This is a genomic window from Bacillus sp. CCB-MMP212 (genome assembly GCF_022748145.1).
Classification (GTDB): domain Bacteria; phylum Bacillota; class Bacilli; order Bacillales; family Bacillaceae_G; genus Bacillus_A; species Bacillus_A cereus.
The window spans coordinates 304,753-329,924 of the sequence record NZ_JALDQE010000002.1; the positions used below are offsets into that span (position 1 = coordinate 304,753).

The window sequence follows — 25,172 nt, forward strand, 5'->3', positions numbered from 1 at the left end:
AAAGAAGTACTGTTTGACGATGAGAATTCTTATGGATAACAGTTTCACTTTATAGCGTTTTGAACATACTACAAGAAGTAGAACTGAACTTATAGGAGGTCGCAGTTATGAATAAATATAAACGTATATTCCTAGTCGTAATGGACTCTGTGGGAATCGGTGAAGCACCAGATGCTGAGCAATTTGGTGATTTAGGGTCTGACACAATTGGTCACATTGCTGAACATATGAATGGTTTACAAATGCCTAACATGGTGAAATTAGGTCTTGGTAACATTCGTGAAATGAAAGGTATCTCTAAAGTAGAGAAACCACTTGGATATTACACAAAAATGCAAGAGAAATCTACTGGTAAAGATACAATGACAGGTCACTGGGAAATCATGGGCCTTTACATTGATACACCATTCCAAGTGTTCCCGGAAGGATTCCCGAAAGAATTACTTGATGAATTAGAAGAAAAAACAGGCCGTAAAATTATCGGTAATAAGCCAGCTTCTGGAACTGAGATTCTTGATGAACTTGGTCAAGAGCAAATGGAAACAGGCTCTTTAATCGTTTATACTTCTGCTGATAGCGTATTGCAAATTGCAGCACACGAAGAAGTAGTGCCACTTGATGAGTTATATAAAATCTGTAAAATTGCACGTGAATTAACATTAGATGAGAAGTACATGGTAGGGCGTGTTATTGCTCGTCCATTCGTTGGTAAACCTGGAAACTTTACACGTACACCAAACCGTCATGACTATGCATTAAAACCATTCGGTCGTACAGTAATGAATGAATTAAAAGATAGTGACTACGATGTAATTGCTATCGGTAAAATCTCTGATATTTATGATGGTGAAGGGGTAACTGAATCACTTCGTACGAAGTCTAACATGGATGGAATGGATAAGCTTGTAGATACATTAAATATGGACTTTACAGGTCTTAGCTTCTTAAACTTAGTTGACTTTGATGCATTATTCGGCCACCGCCGTGATCCACAAGGATACGGAGAAGCTCTGCAAGAATATGATGCACGTCTTCCAGAAGTATTCGCAAAACTAAAAGAAGATGATCTATTATTAATTACAGCAGACCACGGTAATGATCCAATTCACCCTGGTACTGACCATACACGTGAATATGTACCATTATTAGCATATAGCCCAAGCATGAAAGAAGGCGGACAAGAGTTACCACTTCGTCAAACATTTGCTGATATTGGTGCAACAGTAGCAGAAAACTTCGGTGTGAAAATGCCAGAATACGGAACAAGCTTCTTAAACGAGCTAAAGAAATAGGGGGATAAACAAATGAATCGTGAACTTATTACAAAATCAGCTTCATACTTAAAAGAGAAATTTCAAGAGACACCACAAGTAGGACTAATCCTTGGATCAGGACTAGGTGTATTAGCAGACGAAATTGAGAACGCAGTAACAGTACCTTACAGTGAAATCCCTGAATTCCCAGTATCAACTGTAGAAGGCCATGCAGGTCAACTAGTATTTGGTACACTTCAAGGTGTAACAGTAGTAGCAATGCAAGGACGTTTCCACTTCTATGAAGGATACGACATGCAAAAAGTAACATTCCCAGTTCGTGTTATGAAAGAACTAGGTGTAGAAACAGTAGTTGTAACAAACGCAGCTGGTGGTGTAAATACATCATTTGAGCCAGGCGATCTTATGTTAATTTCAGACCACATTAACTTCATGGGTACGAATCCATTAATCGGACCGAATGATTCTGAAATGGGCGTACGTTTCCCTGATATGTCTACATCATATACAGTAGAACTTCGCGAAATGGCGAAACAAGTTGCAGCAGACTTAAATATTAAAGTACAAGAAGGTGTATACGTAGGAATGACAGGTCCTGTATATGAAACACCTGCTGAAATTCGTATGCTTCGTACACTTGGCGGAGATGCAGTTGGTATGTCAACAGTACCTGAAGTAATTGTAGCGCGTCATGCTGGTATGAAAGTATTAGGTATTTCTTGTATTTCAAATATGGCAGCTGGTATTTTAGATCAGCCACTTCACCACGATGAAGTAATTGAAACGACAGAACGTGTTAAAGCTAACTTCTTAGCATTAGTAAAAGCAATCGTAAAACAAATGAAGGGGTGACTTCACAATGAGAATGGTGGACCTAATTGCAAAAAAACGTGACGGACATGCATTAACGACAGAAGAAATTAACTTTATTGTTGAAGGATATACAAATGGTGATATTCCTGATTATCAAGTAAGTTCACTTGCAATGGCAATTTTCTTCCAAGATATGAACGATCAAGAGCGTGCTGATTTAACGATGGCAATGGTAAATAGCGGTGATACAATCGACTTATCAGCTATTGAAGGTGTAAAAGTAGATAAGCATTCGACAGGTGGTGTTGGTGATACAACGACACTTGTATTAGGTCCATTAGTAGCTGCTTTAGGTGTACCAGTAGCGAAAATGTCTGGACGCGGTTTAGGACATACTGGTGGTACAATTGATAAATTAGAAGCAGTTCCAGGATTCCATGTGGAAATTGAAAACGATGAATTCATGCGTCTTGTAAATGAAAACAAAATCGCTGTTATCGGCCAAAGTGGTAACTTAACACCTGCTGATAAAAAGTTATATGCACTTCGTGATGTAACAGCAACAGTAAACTCAATTCCGCTTATTGCAAGTTCGATTATGAGTAAAAAAATTGCTGCTGGTGCAGATGCAATTGTTCTTGATGTAAAAACTGGAGCAGGTGCATTTATGAAAACGGATGAAGATGCAAAACGTTTAGCAGAAGCAATGGTACGCATCGGTAATAACGTTGGTCGTAATACGATGGCAGTTATTTCTGATATGAGTCAACCACTCGGTGAAGCTATCGGTAACGCATTAGAAGTACAAGAAGCAATTGATACATTACAAGGTAAAGGGCCGAAAGATTTAGAAGAGCTATGTTTAACACTTGGAAGTCAAATGGTGTACCTTGCTGGACAAGCTTCATCTTTAGAAGATGCACGTGAAAAGCTAATTGAAGTAATGAACAACGGAAAAGCGCTAGAATCATTTAAAACGTTCTTATCAGCGCAAGGCGGCGACGCATCTGTTGTTGATGACCCTTCTAAATTGCCACAAGCACAATTTAAAATTGAAGTGGAAGCGAAAGAAGACGGATATGTATCAGAAATCGTTGCAGACGAAATCGGAACAGCAGCAATGCTTTTAGGAGCAGGACGTGCAACGAAAGAGTCTGAAATTGATTTAGCAGTTGGTCTAATGCTGCGCAAAAAAGTAGGCGATGGCGTGAAGCAAGGTGAATCCCTTGTTACAATTTACGCAAACCGCGAAAATGTTGAAGATGTAAAAGCGAAAATTTATGAGAACATGAAGATCTCTAAAGAACACGTAGATGCACCAACTTTAGTACACGGTATCGTAACGAAGTAATAAAAAAAAGCTGAGGAGATTTCTCCTTGGCTTTTTTTACTATTTTTTGTTTATAATAATAATGGGTGAAATTATGATTAGAATTTGTGCAGTAACAAAAACAGATGAAGTATTATATGATGTTTCTCTAGAAGAAACAAAGAAAGACCATATTGTATGGTATTGGCTAGATTTATATAAGCCAACGAAAGAAGAGTATACATATATTCTGCAAGACCATTTTAAGTTCCATCCCCTTGCAATTGAAGACTGTCTAGAATATGTACAGAGGCCAAAAGTTGATTTTTATGATGGATATAACTTTTTAGTTCTTCACGCGTTTGGAGAAGATGGGCTAGAACCACATGAAATTGATTTGTTTGTTAGTGATCGCTATATTGTTTCTTTCCATTTTTCTCATAATAATGCAATTGAAAGAGTATGGAAAACACTTGGTGAGAAGAGGCGGATTAAGAAAGGGCCTTTACATGTAGCACATACGATCACTGATCAAATTGTAGATGATTATTTCGCACCTGTATATTACATTGAAGATCATTTAAATGCGATTGATGATAATTTAACAGGTGAGACAGCAGGAGCCGTGCTAGAAGAAGTATTTGATATTAGGGCAGATTTATCTAAGTTAAGACGTACAATTATTCCAATGCGTGATTTATTGTATCGTATTTTGAATTCCACTCGTTTTTACGGTATAAGTGATCATGAGATTTATTTTAAAGATATACATGATCATTTACTTAAACTTACGGAAATGATTGAGGCAAGTCGAGAGTTAACGGCGGATATTCGGGATAGTTATTTTTCATTAAACTCACATCATATGAATAACATTATGAAAACATTAACTGTATTCTCGACTATTTTCATGCCATTAACATTTATTGCGGGAGTATATGGAATGAACTTTACGCATATGCCAGAGCTTGGTGGACAATATAGTTATTTTATTTGTCTTCTTCTAATGGCATTAATTGGCGGCGGAATGATGGCCTGGTTTTATAAAAAAGGATGGTTTAAGTAAAAAACACCGAGGATTTCCCCGGTGTTTTTTCTTAACCAATAGCATGTAATACAAACATAGCTAAGAATAAGCATGTAATGATATACATAGATGGTGCGACTTCTTTACGCTTTCCAAGAGCAACTTTTAAGATAGGGTAAGCAATAAATCCGAACGCAATGCCATCAGCGATACTATATGTGAGCGGGATCATGACGATAATTAAGAACGCTGGAAATCCTTCTGAAAAATCGTTCAGAGGAATTTGCTGAATGCTTGTAATCATCAGGCCGCCAATAATAATTAAGATTGGTGCAATGGCACTATCAGGAATTAGTTTGACAAACGGAAGTGCAAACAATGATGCAAAGAATAACAACCCCGTAACGATAGACGTCAGACCTGTCTTTCCGCCTGCAGTAATACCTGCGGCACTCTCTACTGTTGATACGGTAGGGCTTGTGCCAAATAGACCACATGTCATTGCTGAAATTGCATTGGCTTGGTAAGCACGTGGGAATTTACGGTCATCTTCTAATAAACCGTGCAGAAGTCCCATGTTCTCAAAAATAAGCACCATGCTTAAGGAGAATGTTGCAATCCAAAACGGTAAGGAAGAAAGTTTGCCAAATGACATAGCTCCAAACACATCGCCGTAATTAGCGAATGAGAATGAACTATTTCCGATTTGACTTGTATCAACAAGGCCAAATAGCCATGCAATACCAGTTCCTATTGCAATCGTCCATAAAAAGTTTCCACGTACGTTACGAATAAATAGTACAAGTGCAACGATAAGAGTAAGCACGGTCGCAAGAACGACAGGGTTACTTAATTTACCCATTGCAACAGCAGTATTTGGGTTCGAAACGACTAAGCCACCTTTTTGCAATCCGATAAACGCTAAAAATAATCCGATGCCGACAGTAATTGCTTCCTTTAATGACTTTGGAATTGATACTGATAGCACGCGAGCGATTGGTGTAAAAGCGGCAATTGCAAAAATAATACCAGAGATAAAGACAGCAGCTAATGCTTCTTGCCAAGTTAGTCCAAGCGTATGCACAGCTGTGTACGTGAAGAATGCATTTACACCCATACCAGGGACAAGAATAGCAGGTGCATTTGCCCAAAATGCCATGAGTAGACATCCGACAAATGAACTGAAAACAGTTGCTAAAATTCCAGCTTCAAGAGGAATGCCAGCATCGGATAAAATTGACGCATTTACAATCATAATATATACGATTGTGAAAAATGACGTAACTCCAGCTAAAACTTCTTGTTTTGGTGATGTTTCGTGTAAACCTAATTTAAATGTTCTTTCAAGTATTCCTTTCATGTTAAACCTTCTTTTTCATATCCCTCTCCCACCCGTGATATCTCTTTCGTAAGAGCTCACCGTCCTTTATTATATCAGAACATCATGTTTTTACAACAAGGAAAATGATAACGTTTACTTATAAATGAAATTATTTATAAATACGTAAAAATTGCCCGTATTGTTGAAATAATTTCTAATTCTCCCGATTGAATAGGTGGAGCTGCTTGCGCATGTAAAGTAGCATAAGACGTAACCTCCCTTGGTAATTGGGCAGATTCTTCAACGAATGAGAGGGGAACAGGATTAATATTTAAATTATATGTACTCGCAATAGCGCGAGCTTTTTCTACTGCCTGGTGCAGAGCTTGAATGAGAGCTTGCTCATAATATTTATTTGGATGAGATACTCGGAAACGTAACCCTTTTGCTACATTTGCGCCATTTGAAACGGCTATATCATATACTTCCCCAGCTTTTTGTACATTTAAAACGGTAATTTCATACAAATGCTCTACACGGTATCCTTGTAGCAATGCTTTATCATTTACATATTCGTATTGAGGAGTAATTGTATAAGAAATCGTCTCTATATCTTTATCGGCAATACCAAGCTGTTTAAGTGCATCCAGCAATTGTTTGGATTGCACTGCATTTTCTTCTTGAGCCTGTTTTACATTTTTATCATCTGTTCGAATGCCGAGTGTTAATATAACAACATTCGGTTTTGCTTTTACAACACCTTCTCCTTGTACAGTAATAGTAGCTTCTTTACCAGTATTAGCAGTGCGTACGTTGTGTAAATAAGGATTCATTCCACCCTGCATTTTCCATCACCATCCTTTTTATATGTATATGTGTGAACAAAAAAGAAATTTATATGAAAAAAGTTACATAAATGAGAATGTTGAGGAAAGAAAGCATATACAACATAGGTATTTATAGATTATAATATGTGTAAATATGATAAAAAAGGGACGAGGCTATTGAACGAAAAAAGAGAAACGCTGATTTTAGATTTATCTGCATCATTTCGAAAAATGATACGTTTATTACAAAATGATATTAATACACGTTTTGCAGAACATATGCCATATAATGAATTTTCTGTATTACGTGCGTTATTTTTAAACAGTCCACAGATGGCTTCGCAAATTGCGAGTGAAGTAAACGTAACCTCCAGTCATATTACAGCTGTTACAGATCGTCTCGTACGAAAAGGATTAGTAGAAAGAAAACGTTCTAATTCAGATCGTCGAATCGTGTACTTAGAAATTACAGAGCACGGAAGAGAAGTAACTGAAAAACTTGAAGCTGTGCGTAAAGAATATTATAAAGAGAGATTTAAAGGTTGGAGCGACCAAGAAATAGAAATGGTCTTAGAACTATTTGGCCGCGTATTATAATAAATGAGGATAGGAAGCGAAAGCATTCCTATCCTTTTTCTTTTGAATAAAAATATTTTGAAACTCCGATACTTTAATTAAAAGATCGGAGGAAAGATTATGAAATATATTGCTGCACTTACCATTTTATTTGGTAGTTTTTTCTGTTTTCAAACATTCACGTACGCAGATACGCCTATCCAAGTGGTGCGAAAAGAAGTGAAGTACATCGAAAACGATAATACAGTCTTATATTCGAAATTATGGGTTCGTTCTATGCAAAACGCAGTATTATTCCACCATAGCGATAATATTCGTAATCGGGACACATTACGTAATGTAACAAGTTCATCGCTTGTTAAAGCGAAGCAACTATCTTTTCAGAAAGCAGCACTTTATATACCGAGACTATCGCAATACGTATCAAAAATAGGGAAAGAAAATATTCAAGTGTACTACATTGCGATTCACTATAATGTGAAAAAAGAAAATGCATATCAATTAGATGGCATGAACTATTTTCTACAAGTATTCGTAAAAGAGCGTGGGGAATGGAAAATTGCCGAAAGTGTAGTTGCACCGACAGAGCAAATTGTGCAAAATGGTGATGGATTTGGGATGAAAGAAGAGATGGTGTATGGGGATAGGAGAGAGAATGTGAAATAACCTCTTTATTTAGATCGGGATATATAATAAAAAAGCATTGCTCTTGTGCAATGCCTTTTTTATTTAGTTCATATAAGAGTTAAATAATTCATAACATATTTCTTTTGTCATTATATACCTTTTTCGTCAGCTTCTATTTAATGTCATTGTTCCGTGTTTATAGTTTCACATCTATGATGCTTTTGGAAACATGTATCCACCACCTTAATGCATATTTATTTCCCTACAAAAGCAAACTTCAATTTTAATAGACGTGTAAAAATGAAGTAACTTATGGTAGCGAATAGGAAAAATCCAACATAATAAGACAGAAGTGCATCTCGTCCGCCTAATATTCTACCACCAAGTAGTCCGAAGCATAGAACAGTGCAAATTATGAACCATTTTTGCAAGTTAGGAAACAATAGTATTTTTCCACTTTGTTCGTTCGGTGTACGTGTGTATAGAAAGGTTGCTATTGATAAAAAGGTAATGATGTAAGAAAATGGTGTTAATAGTGTCCAAGGAGAAGGTACAGAAATACGCTCCGTAGGATTGTCCTGTGATACACTGGGAAGTTTATTGCCATAGTCATCAAATGTTTCTATCGGGTGGTAATCATAAGTAATAGAAAAATATTCTAATGGTGAAATGATACCTATATGTTGTAAGTACTCATGAGTATGGAGCTCTATTTCTCCCATTGCATCTACAGACCATTGTGCGTGTGAATAAATGAATCCGGAAATTAACCATCCAAAACCGTATGGTAAAAATAATAGAATGATAGTTAAAATACTTTGAGAAAATATATGTCCAGTAAAAGTCCCGATAAATAAGGTGAATGTATAAATAGCGATAAGTACAACGGTAGCATATAGAAAGTAACTATAGAACGGAGCAAAGGTTTGATACTCATTGTGAAACGACATGTTCTTTATTCCGTACATGCTAATCCAGCAAACAATTTGTACTATAATAATATTCAAAACACCAAGCCACCATTTTGTAAAAAAAATATCCTTTCGTTTAAAAGGCATCGAGAATAGAAAATCAGTTGATTGATTATTACGTTCCCATCCAATTAAAAGACAAGCGAGTGCAATTAGAGTAGCGCCTTGAAAGAAGACGGCACCATCAGATGTCTGAAAATAGTAGGAGTAGTAATATGCATAGTCACCAAACTTCATTTTTGATAGTTTTAGTTGCATTTGCGCTTCTTGATAATATTTATAAGGTAGTTGATATAAACTAGTTAACCAGAATAATAGAATTATATATTTTCCTTGCTTCCATTGCCTCATCCATAAAGCTTTATGAAACATGTGAATCCTCCTCAAATGTAGTGATAAAAATATCTTCAAGTGACATTGTTAATTCTTCAATGAGTATAGGTTGTTCTTTATAAAACTTCTCAAGCGTTACAGCTACATTTCCTTCAATTAAAATCGTATATACTTTTCCCGTTTGATTTAATATTTTAATATTGCTTAAGTTTTCTAGTTTTTGAGGTAATGATCGTTCATAAGCAACTTGAATTTTAGCAAATTGTGATTTTGCATCGTCTAGTGATGTAATAGAAGATACGGTATGTCCTTTTAATATGATGATTGTATCTGCAATTTGTTCAACTTCATCTAAATGATGGGTAGATATGAAAATGGTAATCTCTTTTTCTGCAACTTCTCCAACGAGAAACTGTAAAATCTGTCTTTTAACGATAGGATCAAGTCCGTTTGTTGGTTCATCTAAAATAATATATTCTGCCTGTGCAGCAACAGCTAAAATGATGGCAAGCAGTGCCTTCATTCCTTTTGAATAACTACGAATTCGTTTGTTTGGTAAGTTGAAACGTTCTAGTAGTTCGTAGAAATATGGTTCATCAAATGCGGTATAAACTGCTTTATAAAACTTCACGATTTCTTTTACTGTATAACCGTTCAGTATGTTAGTAGAATCCGGGACATATACGATTTTTTGTTTCGTTTCAGGATTCTTATGAATGTCGATATCCTCATATGTAACAGTTCCCTCATCTGGGTCTAAAATGCCGACCATCGTTCGTAATAAAGTTGTTTTCCCCGCACCATTTCTTCCAAGTAATCCGACGATACTACCTTTTTGTAATGTGAAAGAAACATCGTCTAAAATTGTTTGATTATCAATTGTTTTCTTCAAGCTTGTCACTTTCAACATCCGTATTCCCTCCAATCTCTTTATAGTATGAATCTATCCAATCATGAATTTTATCTTTCGTAATACCAAGATAAGAGGCTTCTAATAGTAATTGATGAAATTGCTTTTCAACCATAGCGATTTTCCTTTCGTCTAATGTTGGGGTAATCGATTGGGATACAAATGTTCCTTTTCCTCGTAACGTTTCAATAATTCCTTGTCTCTCTAACTCTTGATACGCTTTACTCACTGTATTTGGATTTATAACGAGTAAAGAAGCGAGTTCGCGTACAGAAGGAAGTTTATCACTTGGAGCCAACATGTTTTTCAATACGAGTTCTTTTATATTTTGAACAATTTGTTCCCATATCGGAGTGTTGCTTCTTGGATCAAGTTGAATATGCAAGAGCAATGTCTCCTTCCTCATATGTATTAAGTGTACTACTGTGTGTAATACACTTAATACAATATAGGGGGAGAATGTGTTTGTCAACTGAAAATGTTAGAAAAATTTGGTATTAAAAAAGATAAATTGGAAAAAATAGGTCTGATATAGAATGGAGGGTTAGTCATGAAGCGAGTTTTTGGAATACTTGTTTGTTTCATGTTATTGCTTTCTGGAACTTCAGTGAGTTTTGCGCAATCTGAAAAAACGAAGCAGGAGAAAACAGAAGAAACAACGCCGAAGTTAGCGGAACAAGCGTCGTCAGCAATCGTAATTGAGCAAGATACAGGTAAAGTTTTATTTGATAAAAACCCAAATGAAAAATTACCACCTGCTAGTATGACAAAGATTATGACAATGCTTTTAATTATGGAACAAGTTGAAAAAGGAAAACTAAAACTGACCGATAAAGTTAGAGCAAGCGAACATGCAGCTTCAATGGGTGGATCGCAAATCTTTTTAGAACCTGGGGAAGAGATGACTGTAAATGAGATGTTAAAGGGTATTGCAATTGCATCTGGAAATGACGCATCTGTTGCAGTAGCCGAGCACATCGCAGGTTCAGAAGAAGGATTTGTAAATATGATGAACAAAAAGGCGAAAGATTTAGGGCTGAAAAATACACATTTTCAAAACCCAACAGGTCTTCCGGCCAAAGACCATTATTCGACAGCAAATGATATGGCTATAATGGCGAGAGAATTGATGAAGTATCCACTTATTCGTAAATACACAGGTAAGTACGAAGATTATTTACGTGAAGATACGGATAAAAAGTTTTGGCTCGTTAATACGAATAAACTAGTACGTTTTTATCCTGGCGTAGATGGAGTAAAAACAGGTTTTACGACAGAAGCGAAATATTGTTTAACAGCATCGGCTGAAAAAAATGGTATGCGTGTCATTTCAGTTGTCATGGGAGCACCAACATCAAAAGAACGGAACAACCAAGTGACAAAGCTTCTTGACTATGCATTTGGACAATATATGACAAAGAAATTGTATACGCGCGGCGAAAAAATTAAGACAGTTCAAGTAGGAAAAGGGAAAAAAGAAAAAGTAGATTTAGTTGCGTCAGATAATGTTTCTCTTCTTATGAAGAAGGGCGAGAATATGGACAAGGTAAAACAAGAAGTAATTGCTGAAAAGAAAGTAAAAGCACCGATTAAAAAAGGTGACGCGCTTGGCACCCTTGTTATAAAAAAAGATAAAGATGTTTTATTAAAACAAACAATTATAGCAAAAGAAGATGTTGCTGCAGCGAGCTGGTGGGAGTTATTTAAAAGAAGTTTTGGGATGTTTTCAACATCAAAATAGCGGCAAATATTTTGCCGCTTTTCTATTCGTATGTAAGTGAATAATGCTGAAAGGTTTCACTTTATGACGAAATAGTTCTTCTTTTGTCAGCAGGAAGGATTCTTATTTTATATCACGAAAATCTTTATGTATGTGAATAAGTAAAGTTTGAGCATAAGGAGGAAATCGTGTGAGTCTTTCCATGCAATTAGAAGTAAAACGTGACGTCCTATGTGTGAGACTAGAGGGTGAATTAGATCATCATACGGCTGAAGAGTTGCGAACGAAAGTAACAGATATGATTGAGACACATGGTGTTCATCATATTGTTTTGAGCCTAGAGAACTTATCGTTTATGGATAGTTCTGGTCTAGGTGTTATATTAGGCCGATATAAACACGTAAAGGGATTAGGTGGAGAAATGGTTGTTTGTGCAATTTCACCGCCTGTTAAGCGTTTATTTGAAATGTCGGGCTTATTCAAAATCGTTCGCTTAGAAGAAAGTGAAGCGCACGCGCTCGCGACGTTGGGGGTGGCATAGATGAGAAATGAAATGAACCTTCAATTTTCAGCATTAAGTCAAAATGAATCATTCGCTCGCGTTACAGTGGCGGCTTTCATTGCACAACTAGATCCAACGATGGAAGAATTAACGGAGATTAAAACAGTTGTGTCAGAAGCGGTTACAAATGCAATTATTCATGGATACGAAGGAAATGCAGAAGGTATTGTTTATATTTCTGTAATTTTGGAAGAAGCAATGGTGAAACTCACGATTCGAGATGAAGGGATTGGAATCTTTAACTTAGATGAAGCGAGACAACCCCTTTTTACAACTAAACCTGAATTAGAGCGTTCCGGAATGGGATTTACTATCATGGAAAATTTTATGGATGAAGTAGAAGTTATTTCAAACGAATCTTTCGGGACAACAATCCATTTGACAAAATACTTATCAAATAGTAACGCTCTATGCAATTAAGGAGAATAGCCTATGGACATAGAGGTCAAAAATGAGAAGAAGAAACCTCAGTTAAAGGACCACGAGCTAAAAGCGTTAATTCAAAAAAGTCAAGATGGAGATCAACAAGCGAGAGATACAATCGTTCAAAGTAATATGCGCCTCGTTTGGTCGGTTGTACAGCGGTTTCTTAATCGAGGATACGAACCAGACGACCTATTTCAAATTGGATGTATTGGGCTCTTGAAATCGGTAGATAAATTTGATTTATCTTTCGACGTGAAATTTTCAACATATGCAGTTCCAATGATTATTGGTGAAATACAACGTTTTTTACGCGATGATGGATCAGTGAAAGTTAGTAGGTCTTTAAAAGAAACAGGAAACAAAATTCGAAAGATGAGAGATGAGCTTTCGAAAGAATTCGGAAGGGCTCCAACGATTAATGAAGTGGCAGAGGCACTAGAACTAACGCCAGAGGAAGTTGTTCTAGCACAAGAAGCGAGCCGGGCCCCTTCATCTATACATGAAACTGTATATGAAAACGATGGAGATCCAATCACTATTTTAGATCAAATTGCAGATCAATCTGAAACGAAATGGTTCGATAAAATTGCTTTAAAAGAAGCGATTAGAGAACTAGATGAACGAGAGCGCTTAATTGTATACTTGCGTTACTATAAAGATCAAACACAGTCAGAAGTAGCCGAGCGCATAGGCATTTCGCAAGTACAAGTTTCAAGACTTGAAAAGAAAATATTAAAACAGATGAAAGATCGAATAGACGAATAATTGTCTATTCGATTTTTTTATGCCGTTAATAGGAGAGAAATGTTAATTTTCGCAAAAATTAACAGAATTTATTGATAATTTAGTCAATTTAAAATATAATCCAAGTATGAACTTGTCATAAAGGGGGAAGGAAATATGGAAACGAGGCAACAATGGGGAACGAGAGCTGGATTTATTTTCGCAGCGGTCGGATCTGCCGTTGGATTAGGAAACATATGGCGTTTTCCTTATACAGCGTATGAAAATGGAGGAGGAGCATTCTTTTTACCGTACTTATTTGCATTATTAACGACTGGTATTTCATTGTTAGCGTTTGAGTTTGCCCTTGGTCATCGTCATCGTGGTTCAGCACCACTTACATTTTTCCGTATTAACCCGCGTGCCGAATTTATTGGATGGTGGCAAATGTGCGTAACATTTATCGTTTCAACATATTATGCAGTAATTATTGCTTGGTCTATATCCTATACATACTTTGCAATTACTGGAGCGTGGGGAAAAGACACGCAATCATTTTTATTTAAAGAGTACTTACATGTTGCAGATAAGCCAGGACAATTTGGAGGACTTGTACCGGAAGTATTAATTCCGTTAGCTCTCGTTTGGATTATTGTGCTTGGCGTTGCATTTAAAGGAGTTAAAAAAGGAATCGAAGTTGTTAACCGTATATTTATTCCTTTATTAGTTGTTATGTTCCTTATTATCGTCGTTCGTGCAGTGACGATGGAAGGTGCTATGCAAGGACTAGATGCATTCTTTAAACCAGATTGGAGTCGTATTTTTGATGGGAAAGTATGGCTTGCAGCTTATGGTCAAATATTCTTTAGTTTATCTTTAGCATTTGGAATTATGATTACGTATTCTAGTTATTTACCGAAAAACTCGGATACAACAAATAATGCCTTTATTACTGGATTTGCAAATTCAGGATTTGAATTATTAGCAGGTATTGGGGTCTTTGCAGCTCTTGGATTTATGGCAAATAATATGGGAGTACCGGTTGATAAAGTAGCAAGTGCTGGCGTTGGGCTTGCGTTCGTAGTATTTCCCCAAATTATTAATGAATTGCCGATGTCACCGTTGTTTGGTGTTTTATTTTTCTTATCGTTAACGGTTGCTGGAATTACATCACTTATTTCACTCGCGGAAGTATGCTTTGCCGCTGTATCTGAAAAATTCAGTTTAAGTCGGGAAAAAACTATTGGAATTATGGGAACCCTTCTCGTGTTAGTTTCTCTTGTTTTTGCAACACGTGGTGGACTTATGTTCTTAGATGTTGTCGACTATTTCGCTAATAATTTCGGATTAATTACAATTGCACTTGCGGAAGTAGTTACGATAGGGCTCATTTTACGCCGTTTACCAGTTTATCAAAATCATGCAAACTTTGTATCTGATATTAAATTAGGAACGTTTTGGAGAGTGAGTTTACTCGTTATTACTCCGCTTATGTTAGGGTATATGCTAATTGATGGTACAATCCAAAATATTAAAAAGAACTACGGAGATTATCCGACTGAGTTTGTTGTAACGTATGGTTGGTCGATAGCAGCAGCATTCCTCATAGTTGCAATAATCATTGGCCTGAAAAAATGGGATGCACAAATTCATTCGGATTCTGCCAAGCTTGAAAAAGAATGGAAAGATCGAGGTGTTTCATAATGAGTGGATCAGCGATTATGATGATGGTTATTGGAATAGTAGTCATTTGGGGAGGGCTTGCATTAAGTATTGCAAACTTATTTAAGAAAAAGGCATAAGTAAAAAACATCTGTACCAAAATGGTGCAGATGTTTTTTTATGAAAAAATTGTATTAGAAAAAAATTCAATAACCATACTACAACTACGAGGAAGAGTGAAGGGGTGAATGAAAGTTGGAACAAACGATTTATATTAAAATGCGCAATCGTTTAAAAGTTTCTCCTACTTATGAAGTAAAGCTGGGTGATGTTGCTCAACTTGCCGGAGATTCTTCCGTAGTTGAGTTGTTACAAAATGAGATAGTTTACAAAATAACAGCGCATGATAAGACGCATGTTGTAATTGATGTTATGAAAGTAATTGAGATTATTCAACAGAAAGCATCTCACGTACAAATTAATTTGCTCGGTTCCGGACAAACTCTTGTTGAAATTATATACGAAAAAAAGAAGGCACACCCAATTTTTTTCGGGCTTGTATGGCTTTTACTTTTCATTGGAGCAGCTCTTGCAATCATTTATTTCCATGAGGATGTAAGTATGCAACAAGTACATCAACGGTTATATTACATGATTACTGGAGAATTTAATGCACAACCACTTTTATTTCAAATTCCTTATTCTGTAGGTCTTGGTTTAGGGATGGTTCTATTCTTTAATCATGTATTTCAAAAACGAATTAATGAAGAGCCGAGTCCGTTAGAAGTTGAGATGTTTCAATACCAACAGTCACTTGATCAATATGTAATCGTTAATGAAAACAAGGATAATATGAAACAACTTGCCGATGATTGAGTCTGGGTTTGTTATTTTAATTGGTTTAGCTGGAGGGATAGCGGTAGGTAGCGGATATGTCGCATTTTTAGCTGTACTTGGTATAATCCCCCGTTTAGCTCAATTAACGAGAAGTGGAAAGCATATTCAATATTTTGAGTGGGCAGTCATTGCAGGTACTTTAACAGGGGCTTGGTGCAGTTTGAAAAACATTACACTTCAAACGTCGCAATATTGGCTCGTTATATTAGGGCTATTTTGTGGTACGTTCATTGGAATGCTCGCTGCGGCATTAACAGAGGTGTTAAATGTTCTACCTATTTTAGCTAAACGAGTAGGGGTAGAGGGGAAGATTATTGTTTTACTCGTTGCTCTTGTGCTTGGGAAAGTAATAGGATCGTTGTTCCACTGGATTTATTTCGTAAAGTAGGAGGCAGTATATAAATGACAAGTCAGAAATTGAAGGATGATTACATAAATAAAGTGAAGGAGTATCATCCAAAGCCAAACTATTTACTAAATTGTATCAAAGCATTTCTTGTAGGTGGACTCATTTGTACAGTTGGAGAAGTATTGATGAAATTTTATATACATTATTTTCACTTCAGTGAACAAGAGGCAGGAAACCCAACTGTTGCAACTCTTGTTTTATTATCCGCGATTTTAACGGGGTGTGGTGTATATGATAAAATCGGTCAATTTGCTGGAGCAGGATCAGCGGTACCGGTAACAGGATTTGCAAATTCTATGGCAAGCGCTGCTTTAGAACATAAGAGTGAAGGGATTGTTCTAGGGATTGCGACAAATATGTTTAAACTGGCAGGAAGTGTGATTGTATTTGGGGTTGTTGGTGCATATCTCATTGGGTTAATAAGGTATACCTTTAAAATTTTTATGTCTTAAAGGAGGGGCTAGTATGAGGTTGACCGGAAAACAAACGTGGGTATTTCAAAACGACATATATGTGAATGCAACGGGTACTGCTGTCGGTCCGAAAGAAGCTGAAGGCCCTCTTGGAAAAGATTTTGATATTTCATATGATGACTTGCATTGTGGAGAGGAAAATTGGGAGCTCGCCGAACGAAGATTAATGTCAGACTCAATTCAACAAGCAGTGCAAAAAGGGAATATAAAAACATCGCAAATTGATTTCTTTTTAGCGGGAGATTTATTAAATCAAACAGTGACAGCAAATTATGTTGCGCGTCAGTGGGGCATTCCTTTTTTAGGAATGTTTAGCGCCTGTGCGACGTCTATGGAAACTTTAGCAGTTGGCTCAGCTTTTATAGACGGTGGATTTGCAAATCGTGTCTTAGCTACAGTAAGTAGTCATAATGCAACGGCTGAAAGACAATTTCGCTATCCAACAGAGTACGGTGGGCAAAAACCAGGGACAGCAAATTCAACTGTGACTGGTGCAGGATCTATATTAATTAGCAATGAAAAAAGTGCAATTAAAATTACGGCGGCTACAATCGGAAAAGTGCAAGATTTAGGAATCACAAATCCTTTGGATATGGGGGCAGCGATGGCTCCAGCAGCAGCTCATACAATTCAACAGCATTTTGAAGATTTAAGAAGAAGTGCCGATGACTATGATTTGATTGTTACGGGTGATTTATCAGCTGTTGGGACACCGATTGCAAAACAACTTTTACTTGAGGAAGGTTACGATCTTGGACATATATACAATGATTGCGGATTAATGATTTATGAATCAAGTCAAGAAGAAGTGTTTGCAGGTGGTAGTGGTTGCGCTTGTTCAGCAGTTGTCACATATGGCCATTTATTACACGAGATGCAAAAAGGGAATTTACAACGAATTTTTGTCGTTGCCACTGGCGCATTATTAAGCCCGATAATGATGCAACAGAAAGAAACGATTCCAACAATTGCACATGGTGTCGTATTTGAGAGAGTTAAAGGAGAGTGAATTGTGGATTTTATATATGCATTTCTTGTAGGTGGAGCTATTTGTGTAATTGGGCAACTATTGTTAGATTTCGCAAAGTTAACACCAGCTCATTTAATGGCAACTTTTGTAGTCATCGGAGCAATTTTAGATGGATTTGGATTGTACGATAAATTAATAAAGTTTGCAGGTGCTGGAGCAACAGTCCCTATTACAAGTTTTGGACATTCACTATTGCACGGAGCAATGCATGCAGCAGAAAAACATGGATATTTAGGAATTGGTATTGGCATGTTTAGTTTAACGTCTGCGGGCATTTCCGCAGCGATATTGTTTTCGTTTTTTATAGCACTTATATGTAAACCGAAAGGATAAATCAAATGAGACGAAGGGTTGTTTTGGTCACAGATGGAGATGAATATGCAAAGCGGACAATTGAGCTTTTAACGAAGGAATTTGGGGGAAGGTGTATTTCAGCATCACAAAGTAATCCAACCAAATTGACAGGGAAAAAAGTTGTTGAGCTTATTATGCAAACGCCATATGACCCTGTATTTGTCATGTTTGATGACAGTGGATTTATTGGAGAAGGATCTGGTGAAAAGGCTTTAAAATATGTAGCTACCCATAAACAAATTGATGTGCTCGGTATTTTAGCGGTAGCGTCTAATACGCATCATTGGGAATGGGCACGTGTAGATGTAAGTGTAGATCGGAACGGAAATTTAACCGAATACGGTGTTGATAAATTTGGACTTCCAGATGGTGAAATTGGCAGAATTAGCGGAGATACAATTTATTGTTTAGATGACTTGAATGTTCCTGTCATCGTTGGAGTCGGTGACATTGGTAAGATGTGCGGGAATGATGAATGGGAGAGGGGATCACCTATTACTAGAAAAGCGATTCAATTAATTTTGGAAAGGAGTGGTTTTTATGACGAAGCCTAAAAAAGTGGATATCCCTATATCAACTTTCATAAGTGATAATGAAAATTATTTAAAGCAGACAGTTGGACTAGGCGTTACATACGATGTTGGCATTCGTAAATTTCAAATTTTGAATAAAGAAATCGGTGTGTTATTTGTAAACGGACTTTGTGATACAAATTATATTATCCCTATTTTAGAAGAAGCGGTGGATACAAATGAGATAAGGGATGTAGAAGAAGATACAGTGAAGCTTTTAGAGAATCGCTTAATCCATCAACAAGTAAGCAAAGTGAAAACGATGGATGAGGTAATGCTCCAAGTATTATCAGGGCTCATTGTGATATTTGTGGAAGGTGAAACGGAAGCGTTCGCGATTGATGTTCGTAGTTATCCAGGGCGAACACCGACAGAACCAGATACCGAAAAGGTAGTACGCGGTGCGAGGGATGGATTTGTTGAAAATATCGTTGTAAATACAGCGTTAATTCGTAGGAGAATTCGAGATCCACGACTTCGAAATGAAATGGTTCGAGTAGGAGATAGATCACAAACGGATATTTGTATTACATACGTTCAAGATGTTGCAAATCCAGATTTAGTAAAGATTATAAAACAAGAATTAAATAACATTGATGTAGATGGAATTACGATGGCGGATAAGACAGTAGAAGAATTTGTTGTAAAGCAAAGCTATAACCCATTCCCGCTTATTCGATATACAGAAAGGCCAGATGTAGCAGCAAATCATCTACTAGAAGGACATGTGTTAGTACTTGTTGACACATCGCCAAGTGCTATGATTACACCGACAACATATTTTCACCATTTACAGCATGCAGAAGAGTTTAGACAAAATCCAGCTGTCGGTACATTTTTACGCTGGGTGCGCTTTTTAGGTGTTATATTCTCGTTATTTTTATTACCATTTTGGTTAGTGTTTGTATTTGATCCAACTCTTTTACCAGCAAATCTTGCTTTTATTGGACCGACTAAGATGACGCATTTACCAATCCTATTACAGGTGTTAATGGCAGAGGTCGGACTTGAGTTTTTAAGGATGGCTGCTATTCATACTCCAACCCCATTATCGTCTGCAGCAGGGTTGATTTCCGCCATATTAATTGGTCAAATTGCAATTGATGTAGGTTTGTTTGTACCAGAAGTAATTTTGTATGTAGCGGTTTCGATGATTGGTGCATATGCAACACCGAGTTATGAATTAGGATTAGGGAATAAGGTTGGGAAATTGTTTGTTATTATTTTAACAGGTCTCTTCCATGAGATGGGATTTGTAATTGGTATGACGATATTAATTTTATTTTTAACGTCTATAAAAAGTTTACAAACACCTTATTTATGGCCGTTCTTACCATTTGATTGGGGCGCGTTAACAAAAATTTTACTCCGTCCAACGATGTCTAGTTTAAAAGTACGACCAAGTATTGTAAGACCTCAAAATGTAAAAAGACAAAAATAAACGGGATTATACACCCGTTTATTTTTTTTAGTAAAAATTTATTGTTTTTTAACAAAAATCAAACATTTTTTGTGTACACTTAGAGTAGATATTGTGTATGGAAGGGGAAGAGGACATGATTAAATTATTTGTAAGTGATTTAGATGACACGCTCGTTTACGATGTGAATCATATGCAAAAAGAAGATGAACGTGCGCTGTGTTGGTTAGCTGAGAAAGGGACAAATATTTGTTTTGCCTCTGGCCGCTTTACACACAGAATTGATGAAGTTGTAAAAAGGTTTTCATTCCCATATTACACAACTGGCTTAAATGGAGCGACAATGTTACTTCCAGATGGGAATTTATTTCATGAATCGAGTTTTGAAAATACGGTTGCCCAGGAAATATATCGATATATACATAAAAAAGGACTAGCGGATATTGTTTGTGCAAATGAGCAACGATATACAAAAAGGAAAAATGAACATCACCATAATTTTGAAGCGTATATGGGCGTGCATATCGCTGAAATTGAAGCGTTAGAAGAAGAGTTTGGTAAGACTGTACACCCTGCAAAATTGTTTGTTTTTGGAGAAGAAGAGAAAATTGTGACGTTAGATCAAGAGCTACGAGATATGTTTCAAGGCGAAGCGGAAGTTTTTATATCAGGTAAACGCTATGTTGATATTATGCCAAGAGGCGTGAGTAAGGGGAGTGCTCTAAAGCGACTAATGGACCATTTGCAAATTGAAGCAAATGAAGTTGCTTGTATTGGAGATTCCTTCAATGATATTTCTATGTTTGAAGTAACCCCGCATTCATTTACTCTTCATCATGCCCATCCATATGTAAAGGAGAAAGCAAATCATATAGTGCGTTCGGTTGAAGAGGCTGTTATGAAATTACCGTTACTTGTATAAAAAAGAAGCCCGTCACTGGCGGGCTTCTTTTTTACTTGAATAAAGATTTAACAAAATCAATGATACTTGAGAAGAAATCTTTCACTTTATCTAGAAAACTTTGTCCTTCTTCAGATCCTAAAAAGGCAGAAACGTGTTCTTTTGCTTTGTTTAATTGACTACCAACTTGATTCCAATCGATATTAAGATTCTTCATTTTATCAAATAACGCTACTAGGTTATCTAACTGTTCATCTGTTAATGTAATGCCGAGTTGATCAGCAATTGTTTTAATTAATGAACGTAAATCTTCTGTTGTTTTTGGCTGTTCTTTTGCAATTTCTTCTTTAATTTTTGCAACAAGTTGAACTGCTTTTTCTTCACCAATTTTATCACCAAGCTGGGCTGTTTGTACCATTTCTTCATTCGCTACTTTTTTAACTTCTTCCGGAATTGGTTTATTGGACGCAGTTTCATATGCTTTCATTAATCCAGTTAAAGCTGCAGTTCCTGAAACTTTAAAAGGTGCAGTAATTTGAATTTCTGCATCTTTTACACCTGCTGTAATCAAAGCGTTAGTGTACATTGCATCTGTTACCCAGTTAATGTTCTTTGATCGTACAATAAGACCAGATCCTGGTTTTGTGTATGTAATCATAGAAGAAGAAATTGCTCTCGTACCAATTTGTGCTTTTGGAACAATGCCTTCTAGAAATTTATGTTCTTCCGCATTAGATACAGTGATAATTGTAGCATCTTTCGGTGCTTTCATTTCTTTTAACAGATCTTGTTTTTGTTGTTCGGATAAGTTCTCTCCTAGTGTAACAATTGATTCTCCCTCGATGATGTCTGCAAATGAAGCTGTTGGCATCATAAATACCGTTACAGCTAATAGCAGAGCTAATAATTTCGTTTTCACGAAAAACCGCTCCCTTTCTCTTTCTAAAATTTTCGGGCAACAAAGTTATTATAGTATATATTTCTTATTTGTCACCTAGCTTTTTCCACATTTCAAAAAAGAAGTATCTAGATTGTCGGATTCTTTTTGTTTCTAGTCATGAATGTGGTAATATAGTGCTGAGATAGTTGAAAGGAGACATATACATATGAAAACTTTAGGATACATATTAATGGAAAACGGTGAAAAAATCGAATTGGAATTTTTCCCAGAAGAAGCGCCAAAAACAGTAGAAAACTTTAAAAAATTAGCAGAGCAAGGATTTTATGACGGTGTTACATTCCACCGTGTTATTCCTGGCTTCGTAAGCCAAGGTGGAGACCCAACAGGTACAGGTGCTGGTGGTCCAGGTTACTCTATTCCATGTGAAACTGATGGAAACCCTCATAGACACCTTGTAGGATCACTTTCTATGGCTCACGCTGGCCGTAACACAGGCGGTAGCCAATTCTTTGTTGTTCATGAGCCACAGCCACATTTAGATGGCGTTCATACTGTATTTGGTAAAGTAACAAGCGGTATTGAAACAGTATTAAAAATGCGTCAAGGCGATGTAATGAAAGAAGTTAAAGTTTGGGAAGAATAAGGTAAGGGAAAAGAGAGCTTTTGCTCTCTTTTTTATTTTTAATGAGATTGAGTACTTCTTCTACAGCATCATACAAGTAGTATTGTTGCTAAAATATATTGCTTGTGAGAACAAACCTTTAACAAATTACATAGAATACATTACATTATATGTTTCCACAAATACTTTTTGTTATATTAATTTTGCTAGAATTGTGCTGCTTTAGGGTAACTATGAATGAAGTGATGTTGAATGATATGTTTCTTTTCATTCTATATAAAATTTTCTTTTTTTCACTCTATTTATTAAAGGAATAGTGCTGAAACATAGATTTGACTTTCTTCTTTTCGCTTTGTATGATTATCAAGTTGTTTTAGACTCTTCTCACTCTGTTGAAAATATTGTAAAATGAATGTGATATGAAAAGAGTGATTGAGGGGATTACTAGTTTGTAACTTTTGTGAGAAGGGATAAGGGTTATGTTAATTCGTTTTAAAAAAAGTTATGAAAAAATCGCAATGGGGCTTCTTTCGTTTATGCCAACTGAAAAAGATTTGAAAACATTACAATTGACAATGAAAGAATATGAAGCAAAAGATGATTGGCAATTGTATTTGTGGAAAGAAAATGAAGATTTTGTTGGAATAATGGGGATTGTAAAAAAAGAGAATCAAGTATTAGAAATTCAGCATTTAAGTGTAAATCCGTCTCACCGTCATGTGGGGATTGGAACGAAGATGGTTCAAGAGTTAAAGAGTAAATTTCTTGAGTTTACAATTTGCGGAAATGAGCAAACAGCAAGTTTTTGCGAAAAATGTAAAGGGCTAGAACAAAATATACATTCGTGAAAGCAGGGATAAGTAGTTTATTATCTCTGCTTTCTTTTTTGTAATTGTTCGTTTCGTTCAGTAATGACCTCTGTGCGATCACGCAAAGTGTGCTTGTGTATAATATATTCACTTGGAATAGCATTCAAGTCTTTCCAAGAGAGGTTTTGTTTTTTGCATAACTCTATGCACTGCTTCTCTAACAATGGATCTGATAAGGGTAAAAATAAAGGTACAAAACGTTCTTTTTTATGGATAGATTGCAATCTTTCATTGAGCAAGGAAAGAAGTTGTACTTGATTAATTCCTAAACGTTGTAAAGACACACCGCTTTTTTCTAAAATTGTGATTGCGCTTTTCATCATTTTTGTGGAACCATTCCAGTTAGCACGTCTTTGGTGGTATAAAGAAACTGCAATTTGAATGAGACCAACTAAGTAATGATCACGATTTCCTCTTGGTTTTGTCTTCCAGTACTCTTCTAGTATTTCGTGGCATTCAAAATAGTCGTAATCTCCTTGGAAATGAATTAAAAATTGTATGTATTCGGTAGGATACATGTTTTCTCGCCCCTATCTAACGGTTATACATATAAGTGTATCATAGAAATATGAACAATAAACGACTAGGAGATTTCCCCCTAGCCGTTATTGTTCATATTAGCAGAAGCAAGCTGCTCCTACAATAATTAGCAAAATAAACAGTACAACAAGTAATGCGAACCCACCGCTAAAACCACAATCAACGTGACCCATAGTTTTTTGACCTCCTACATTGTTCTTACTACACTGTTATCATATGAAGTGGTGGGCATGATGACATAGGCATCGGTCTATTTTTAATTAAATTTCTTAAAAAGGTTGGATAGAACATGAGTATGCTCTATACTTATGTTGTTATAGAAAAAATGTGGTGGGATGCTTTGTGCAATATAATTTTAAAGTAGAGGCTTTTGAAGGGCCTTTAGATCTATTGTTACATTTAATACATCGTTATGAAATTGATATATATAATATTCCTGTAGCAGATATTACAGAGCAATATTTATCTTATGTGCATACGATGAAAGAACTGCAATTAGATGTTGCAAGTGAGTATTTAGTAATGGCCGCAACGTTATTACAAATTAAAAGTAAAATGTTGTTGCCGAAACATGAAGAAGATGTACTTGATAACGGTGATGATTTTATAGATGATCCTCGTCAAGAATTGATGGAGAGGTTAATTGAATATAAGAAATATAAGCAAGTTGCTACTGAGTTAAAAGAAAGAGAACAAGAAAGAGCACAGCTATATACACGTCCACCAATTGACTTTACATCGTTGCAACAAGAAGAAGAGACAAGCTTGCCTCTTGATGTTACGTTATATGATATGCTAGCGGCATTTCAAAAATTAATGCGCCGTAAAAAGGCGAAAAAACCTGTAACAACACGTATTACTCGTCAAGAAATACCAATTGAACAGCGAATGACTGATATTTTAAAGCAGTTAAAAATAAAGGGTGGTCGCCAAAGTTTTCATGATTTGTTTGTTGATGATGAACGTGAAATAATGGTTGTAACATTTTTAGCAGTTCTGGAACTTATGAAAAATCAACAAATCATAATTGAGCAAGAACATAATTTTGATGAAATTTTCGTATCAAGCTCTAATAAATCTGCATAGAGCAAGTATATGAAATT

Annotated in this window: 31 protein-coding genes; 23 read left to right on the top strand and 8 right to left on the bottom strand. The window is 36.2% G+C overall.

What is annotated here, in order from left to right; translation table 11 throughout:
* The first annotated feature begins 107 nt into the window (after positions 1-107).
* From deoB to corA, 4 genes are all read left to right on the top strand, one after another.
* The gene (gene deoB, locus MRP26_RS06395; protein WP_016080381.1) at positions 108-1,292 is read left to right on the top strand and encodes a phosphopentomutase; all 1,185 of its coding nucleotides are present in this window, start codon (positions 108-110) and stop codon (positions 1,290-1,292) included.
* A gap of 12 nt (positions 1,293-1,304) precedes the next feature.
* Positions 1,305-2,126, top strand: coding sequence for a purine-nucleoside phosphorylase (locus MRP26_RS06400; RefSeq protein ID WP_001078446.1), 822 nt, complete (start codon positions 1,305-1,307; stop codon positions 2,124-2,126).
* A 7-nt stretch (positions 2,127-2,133) separates the two neighbouring features.
* Complete coding sequence (locus MRP26_RS06405; RefSeq protein ID WP_069356161.1) at positions 2,134-3,438, top strand: pyrimidine-nucleoside phosphorylase; 1,305 nt, start codon at positions 2,134-2,136, stop codon at positions 3,436-3,438.
* Positions 3,439-3,499: 61 nt separating this feature from the next.
* Positions 3,500-4,462, top strand: coding sequence for a magnesium/cobalt transporter CorA (gene corA / locus MRP26_RS06410; RefSeq protein ID WP_002026281.1), 963 nt, complete (start codon positions 3,500-3,502; stop codon positions 4,460-4,462).
* Positions 4,463-4,493: 31 nt separating this feature from the next.
* Here corA and MRP26_RS06415 read toward each other — a convergent pair whose 3' ends face one another.
* Positions 4,494-5,783, bottom strand: coding sequence for an NCS2 family permease (locus MRP26_RS06415; RefSeq protein WP_000676248.1), 1,290 nt, complete (start codon positions 5,781-5,783; stop codon positions 4,494-4,496).
* Between the two features lie 134 nt (positions 5,784-5,917).
* Positions 5,918-6,589 (bottom strand): SIMPL domain-containing protein, encoded by a 672-nt coding sequence (locus MRP26_RS06420; RefSeq protein ID WP_001161449.1) that lies wholly within the window; start codon positions 6,587-6,589, stop codon positions 5,918-5,920.
* Between the two features lie 159 nt (positions 6,590-6,748).
* Between MRP26_RS06420 and MRP26_RS06425 the strand changes: the two genes are divergently transcribed.
* Together MRP26_RS06425 and MRP26_RS06430 are read left to right on the top strand one after the other, a co-directional pair.
* Positions 6,749-7,168: a MarR family winged helix-turn-helix transcriptional regulator gene (locus MRP26_RS06425; RefSeq protein ID WP_001003307.1), complete on the top strand. Its 420-nt coding sequence runs from the start codon at positions 6,749-6,751 to the stop codon at positions 7,166-7,168.
* Positions 7,169-7,267: 99 nt separating this feature from the next.
* Positions 7,268-7,813, top strand: coding sequence for a hypothetical protein (locus MRP26_RS06430; protein WP_000873787.1), 546 nt, complete (start codon positions 7,268-7,270; stop codon positions 7,811-7,813).
* Positions 7,814-8,028: 215 nt separating this feature from the next.
* Here MRP26_RS06430 and MRP26_RS06435 read toward each other — a convergent pair whose 3' ends face one another.
* From MRP26_RS06435 to MRP26_RS06445, 3 genes are read right to left on the bottom strand one after another with little or no spacing between them, the layout of a single operon-like run.
* On the bottom strand, positions 8,029-9,117 hold the full coding sequence (locus MRP26_RS06435; RefSeq protein WP_071729733.1) for an ABC-2 transporter permease: 1,089 nt from the start codon (positions 9,115-9,117) through the stop codon (positions 8,029-8,031).
* The gene (locus MRP26_RS06440) at positions 9,107-9,988 is read right to left on the bottom strand and encodes an ABC transporter ATP-binding protein (protein WP_242806049.1); all 882 of its coding nucleotides are present in this window, start codon (positions 9,986-9,988) and stop codon (positions 9,107-9,109) included. Before MRP26_RS06440 ends, MRP26_RS06435 begins: the two co-directional genes overlap by 11 nt.
* A complete protein-coding gene (locus MRP26_RS06445; RefSeq protein ID WP_000548027.1) occupies positions 9,954-10,373 on the bottom strand; it encodes a GntR family transcriptional regulator in 420 nt (139 codons plus the stop codon). The genes MRP26_RS06440 and MRP26_RS06445 overlap by 35 nt, the downstream gene beginning before the upstream one ends.
* Before the next feature lie 165 nt (positions 10,374-10,538).
* Here MRP26_RS06445 and dacF point away from each other — a divergent pair, with 165 nt between their 5' ends.
* From dacF to MRP26_RS06515, 14 genes are all read left to right on the top strand, one after another.
* Positions 10,539-11,729: a serine-type D-Ala-D-Ala carboxypeptidase DacF gene (gene dacF / locus MRP26_RS06450; RefSeq protein ID WP_000831997.1), complete on the top strand. Its 1,191-nt coding sequence runs from the start codon at positions 10,539-10,541 to the stop codon at positions 11,727-11,729.
* Positions 11,730-11,898: 169 nt separating this feature from the next.
* A complete protein-coding gene (gene spoIIAA / locus MRP26_RS06455) occupies positions 11,899-12,249 on the top strand; it encodes an anti-sigma F factor antagonist (RefSeq protein ID WP_000059135.1) in 351 nt (116 codons plus the stop codon).
* Positions 12,250-12,690 (top strand): anti-sigma F factor, encoded by a 441-nt coding sequence (spoIIAB, locus tag MRP26_RS06460; RefSeq protein ID WP_001243398.1) that lies wholly within the window; start codon positions 12,250-12,252, stop codon positions 12,688-12,690. It abuts the gene before it with no gap.
* Positions 12,691-12,702: 12 nt separating this feature from the next.
* A complete protein-coding gene (gene sigF, locus MRP26_RS06465; protein WP_000350729.1) occupies positions 12,703-13,461 on the top strand; it encodes an RNA polymerase sporulation sigma factor SigF in 759 nt (252 codons plus the stop codon).
* Positions 13,462-13,596: 135 nt separating this feature from the next.
* A complete protein-coding gene (locus MRP26_RS06470) occupies positions 13,597-15,123 on the top strand; it encodes a sodium-dependent transporter (RefSeq protein WP_029443184.1) in 1,527 nt (508 codons plus the stop codon).
* Positions 15,123-15,221 carry a methionine/alanine import family NSS transporter small subunit gene (locus MRP26_RS06475; RefSeq protein WP_000016826.1) on the top strand — a complete coding sequence of 33 codons (99 nt, stop codon included), beginning with the start codon at positions 15,123-15,125 and terminating at the stop codon, positions 15,219-15,221. The genes MRP26_RS06470 and MRP26_RS06475 overlap by 1 nt, the downstream gene beginning before the upstream one ends.
* A 115-nt stretch (positions 15,222-15,336) precedes the next feature.
* Positions 15,337-15,957 carry a stage V sporulation protein AA gene (locus tag MRP26_RS06480; RefSeq protein WP_053563708.1) on the top strand — a complete coding sequence of 207 codons (621 nt, stop codon included), beginning with the start codon at positions 15,337-15,339 and terminating at the stop codon, positions 15,955-15,957.
* Positions 15,950-16,366, top strand: coding sequence for a stage V sporulation protein SpoVAB (spoVAB, locus tag MRP26_RS06485; protein WP_000572941.1), 417 nt, complete (start codon positions 15,950-15,952; stop codon positions 16,364-16,366). Before MRP26_RS06480 ends, spoVAB begins: the two co-directional genes overlap by 8 nt.
* Positions 16,367-16,380: 14 nt before the next feature.
* Positions 16,381-16,839, top strand: coding sequence for a stage V sporulation protein AC (gene spoVAC, locus MRP26_RS06490; RefSeq protein ID WP_089171719.1), 459 nt, complete (start codon positions 16,381-16,383; stop codon positions 16,837-16,839).
* A gap of 13 nt (positions 16,840-16,852) precedes the next feature.
* Positions 16,853-17,869 carry a stage V sporulation protein AD gene (gene spoVAD / locus MRP26_RS06495; RefSeq protein ID WP_001241140.1) on the top strand — a complete coding sequence of 339 codons (1,017 nt, stop codon included), beginning with the start codon at positions 16,853-16,855 and terminating at the stop codon, positions 17,867-17,869.
* A gap of 3 nt (positions 17,870-17,872) precedes the next feature.
* The gene (gene spoVAE / locus MRP26_RS06500) at positions 17,873-18,223 is read left to right on the top strand and encodes a stage V sporulation protein AE (protein WP_000345907.1); all 351 of its coding nucleotides are present in this window, start codon (positions 17,873-17,875) and stop codon (positions 18,221-18,223) included.
* 5 nt (positions 18,224-18,228) lie between these two features.
* Positions 18,229-18,798 carry a stage V sporulation protein SpoVABEA gene (gene spoVAEA, locus MRP26_RS06505; RefSeq protein ID WP_001254416.1) on the top strand — a complete coding sequence of 190 codons (570 nt, stop codon included), beginning with the start codon at positions 18,229-18,231 and terminating at the stop codon, positions 18,796-18,798.
* Positions 18,785-20,257: a spore germination protein SpoVAF gene (gene spoVAF / locus MRP26_RS06510; RefSeq protein WP_000165595.1), complete on the top strand. Its 1,473-nt coding sequence runs from the start codon at positions 18,785-18,787 to the stop codon at positions 20,255-20,257. Before spoVAEA ends, spoVAF begins: the two co-directional genes overlap by 14 nt.
* A gap of 97 nt (positions 20,258-20,354) precedes the next feature.
* A complete protein-coding gene (locus MRP26_RS06515) occupies positions 20,355-21,158 on the top strand; it encodes a Cof-type HAD-IIB family hydrolase (RefSeq protein ID WP_003271593.1) in 804 nt (267 codons plus the stop codon).
* Between the two features lie 31 nt (positions 21,159-21,189).
* On the opposite strand, the gene MRP26_RS06520 is transcribed toward MRP26_RS06515, so the two are convergent.
* Positions 21,190-22,056, bottom strand: a complete 867-nt coding sequence (locus MRP26_RS06520; protein ID WP_242806050.1) for a DUF1002 domain-containing protein — start codon at positions 22,054-22,056, stop codon at positions 21,190-21,192.
* 187 nt (positions 22,057-22,243) lie between these two features.
* Here MRP26_RS06520 and MRP26_RS06525 point away from each other — a divergent pair, with 187 nt between their 5' ends.
* The gene (locus MRP26_RS06525; RefSeq protein ID WP_000853790.1) at positions 22,244-22,681 is read left to right on the top strand and encodes a peptidylprolyl isomerase; all 438 of its coding nucleotides are present in this window, start codon (positions 22,244-22,246) and stop codon (positions 22,679-22,681) included.
* A gap of 458 nt (positions 22,682-23,139) precedes the next feature.
* Positions 23,140-23,508 (top strand): GNAT family N-acetyltransferase RibT, encoded by a 369-nt coding sequence (gene ribT / locus MRP26_RS06530; protein ID WP_025118450.1) that lies wholly within the window; start codon positions 23,140-23,142, stop codon positions 23,506-23,508.
* 20 nt (positions 23,509-23,528) lie between these two features.
* Here ribT and MRP26_RS06535 read toward each other — a convergent pair whose 3' ends face one another.
* Together MRP26_RS06535 and MRP26_RS06540 are read right to left on the bottom strand one after the other, a co-directional pair.
* Positions 23,529-24,047 (bottom strand): DUF309 domain-containing protein, encoded by a 519-nt coding sequence (locus MRP26_RS06535; protein ID WP_000283610.1) that lies wholly within the window; start codon positions 24,045-24,047, stop codon positions 23,529-23,531.
* Between the two features lie 99 nt (positions 24,048-24,146).
* The gene (locus MRP26_RS06540; protein WP_000510194.1) at positions 24,147-24,242 is read right to left on the bottom strand and encodes a YjcZ family sporulation protein; all 96 of its coding nucleotides are present in this window, start codon (positions 24,240-24,242) and stop codon (positions 24,147-24,149) included.
* 169 nt (positions 24,243-24,411) lie between these two features.
* Here MRP26_RS06540 and scpA point away from each other — a divergent pair, with 169 nt between their 5' ends.
* Positions 24,412-25,155: a segregation/condensation protein A gene (scpA, locus tag MRP26_RS06545; RefSeq protein WP_001199751.1), complete on the top strand. Its 744-nt coding sequence runs from the start codon at positions 24,412-24,414 to the stop codon at positions 25,153-25,155.
* Positions 25,156-25,172 lie beyond the last annotated feature (17 nt).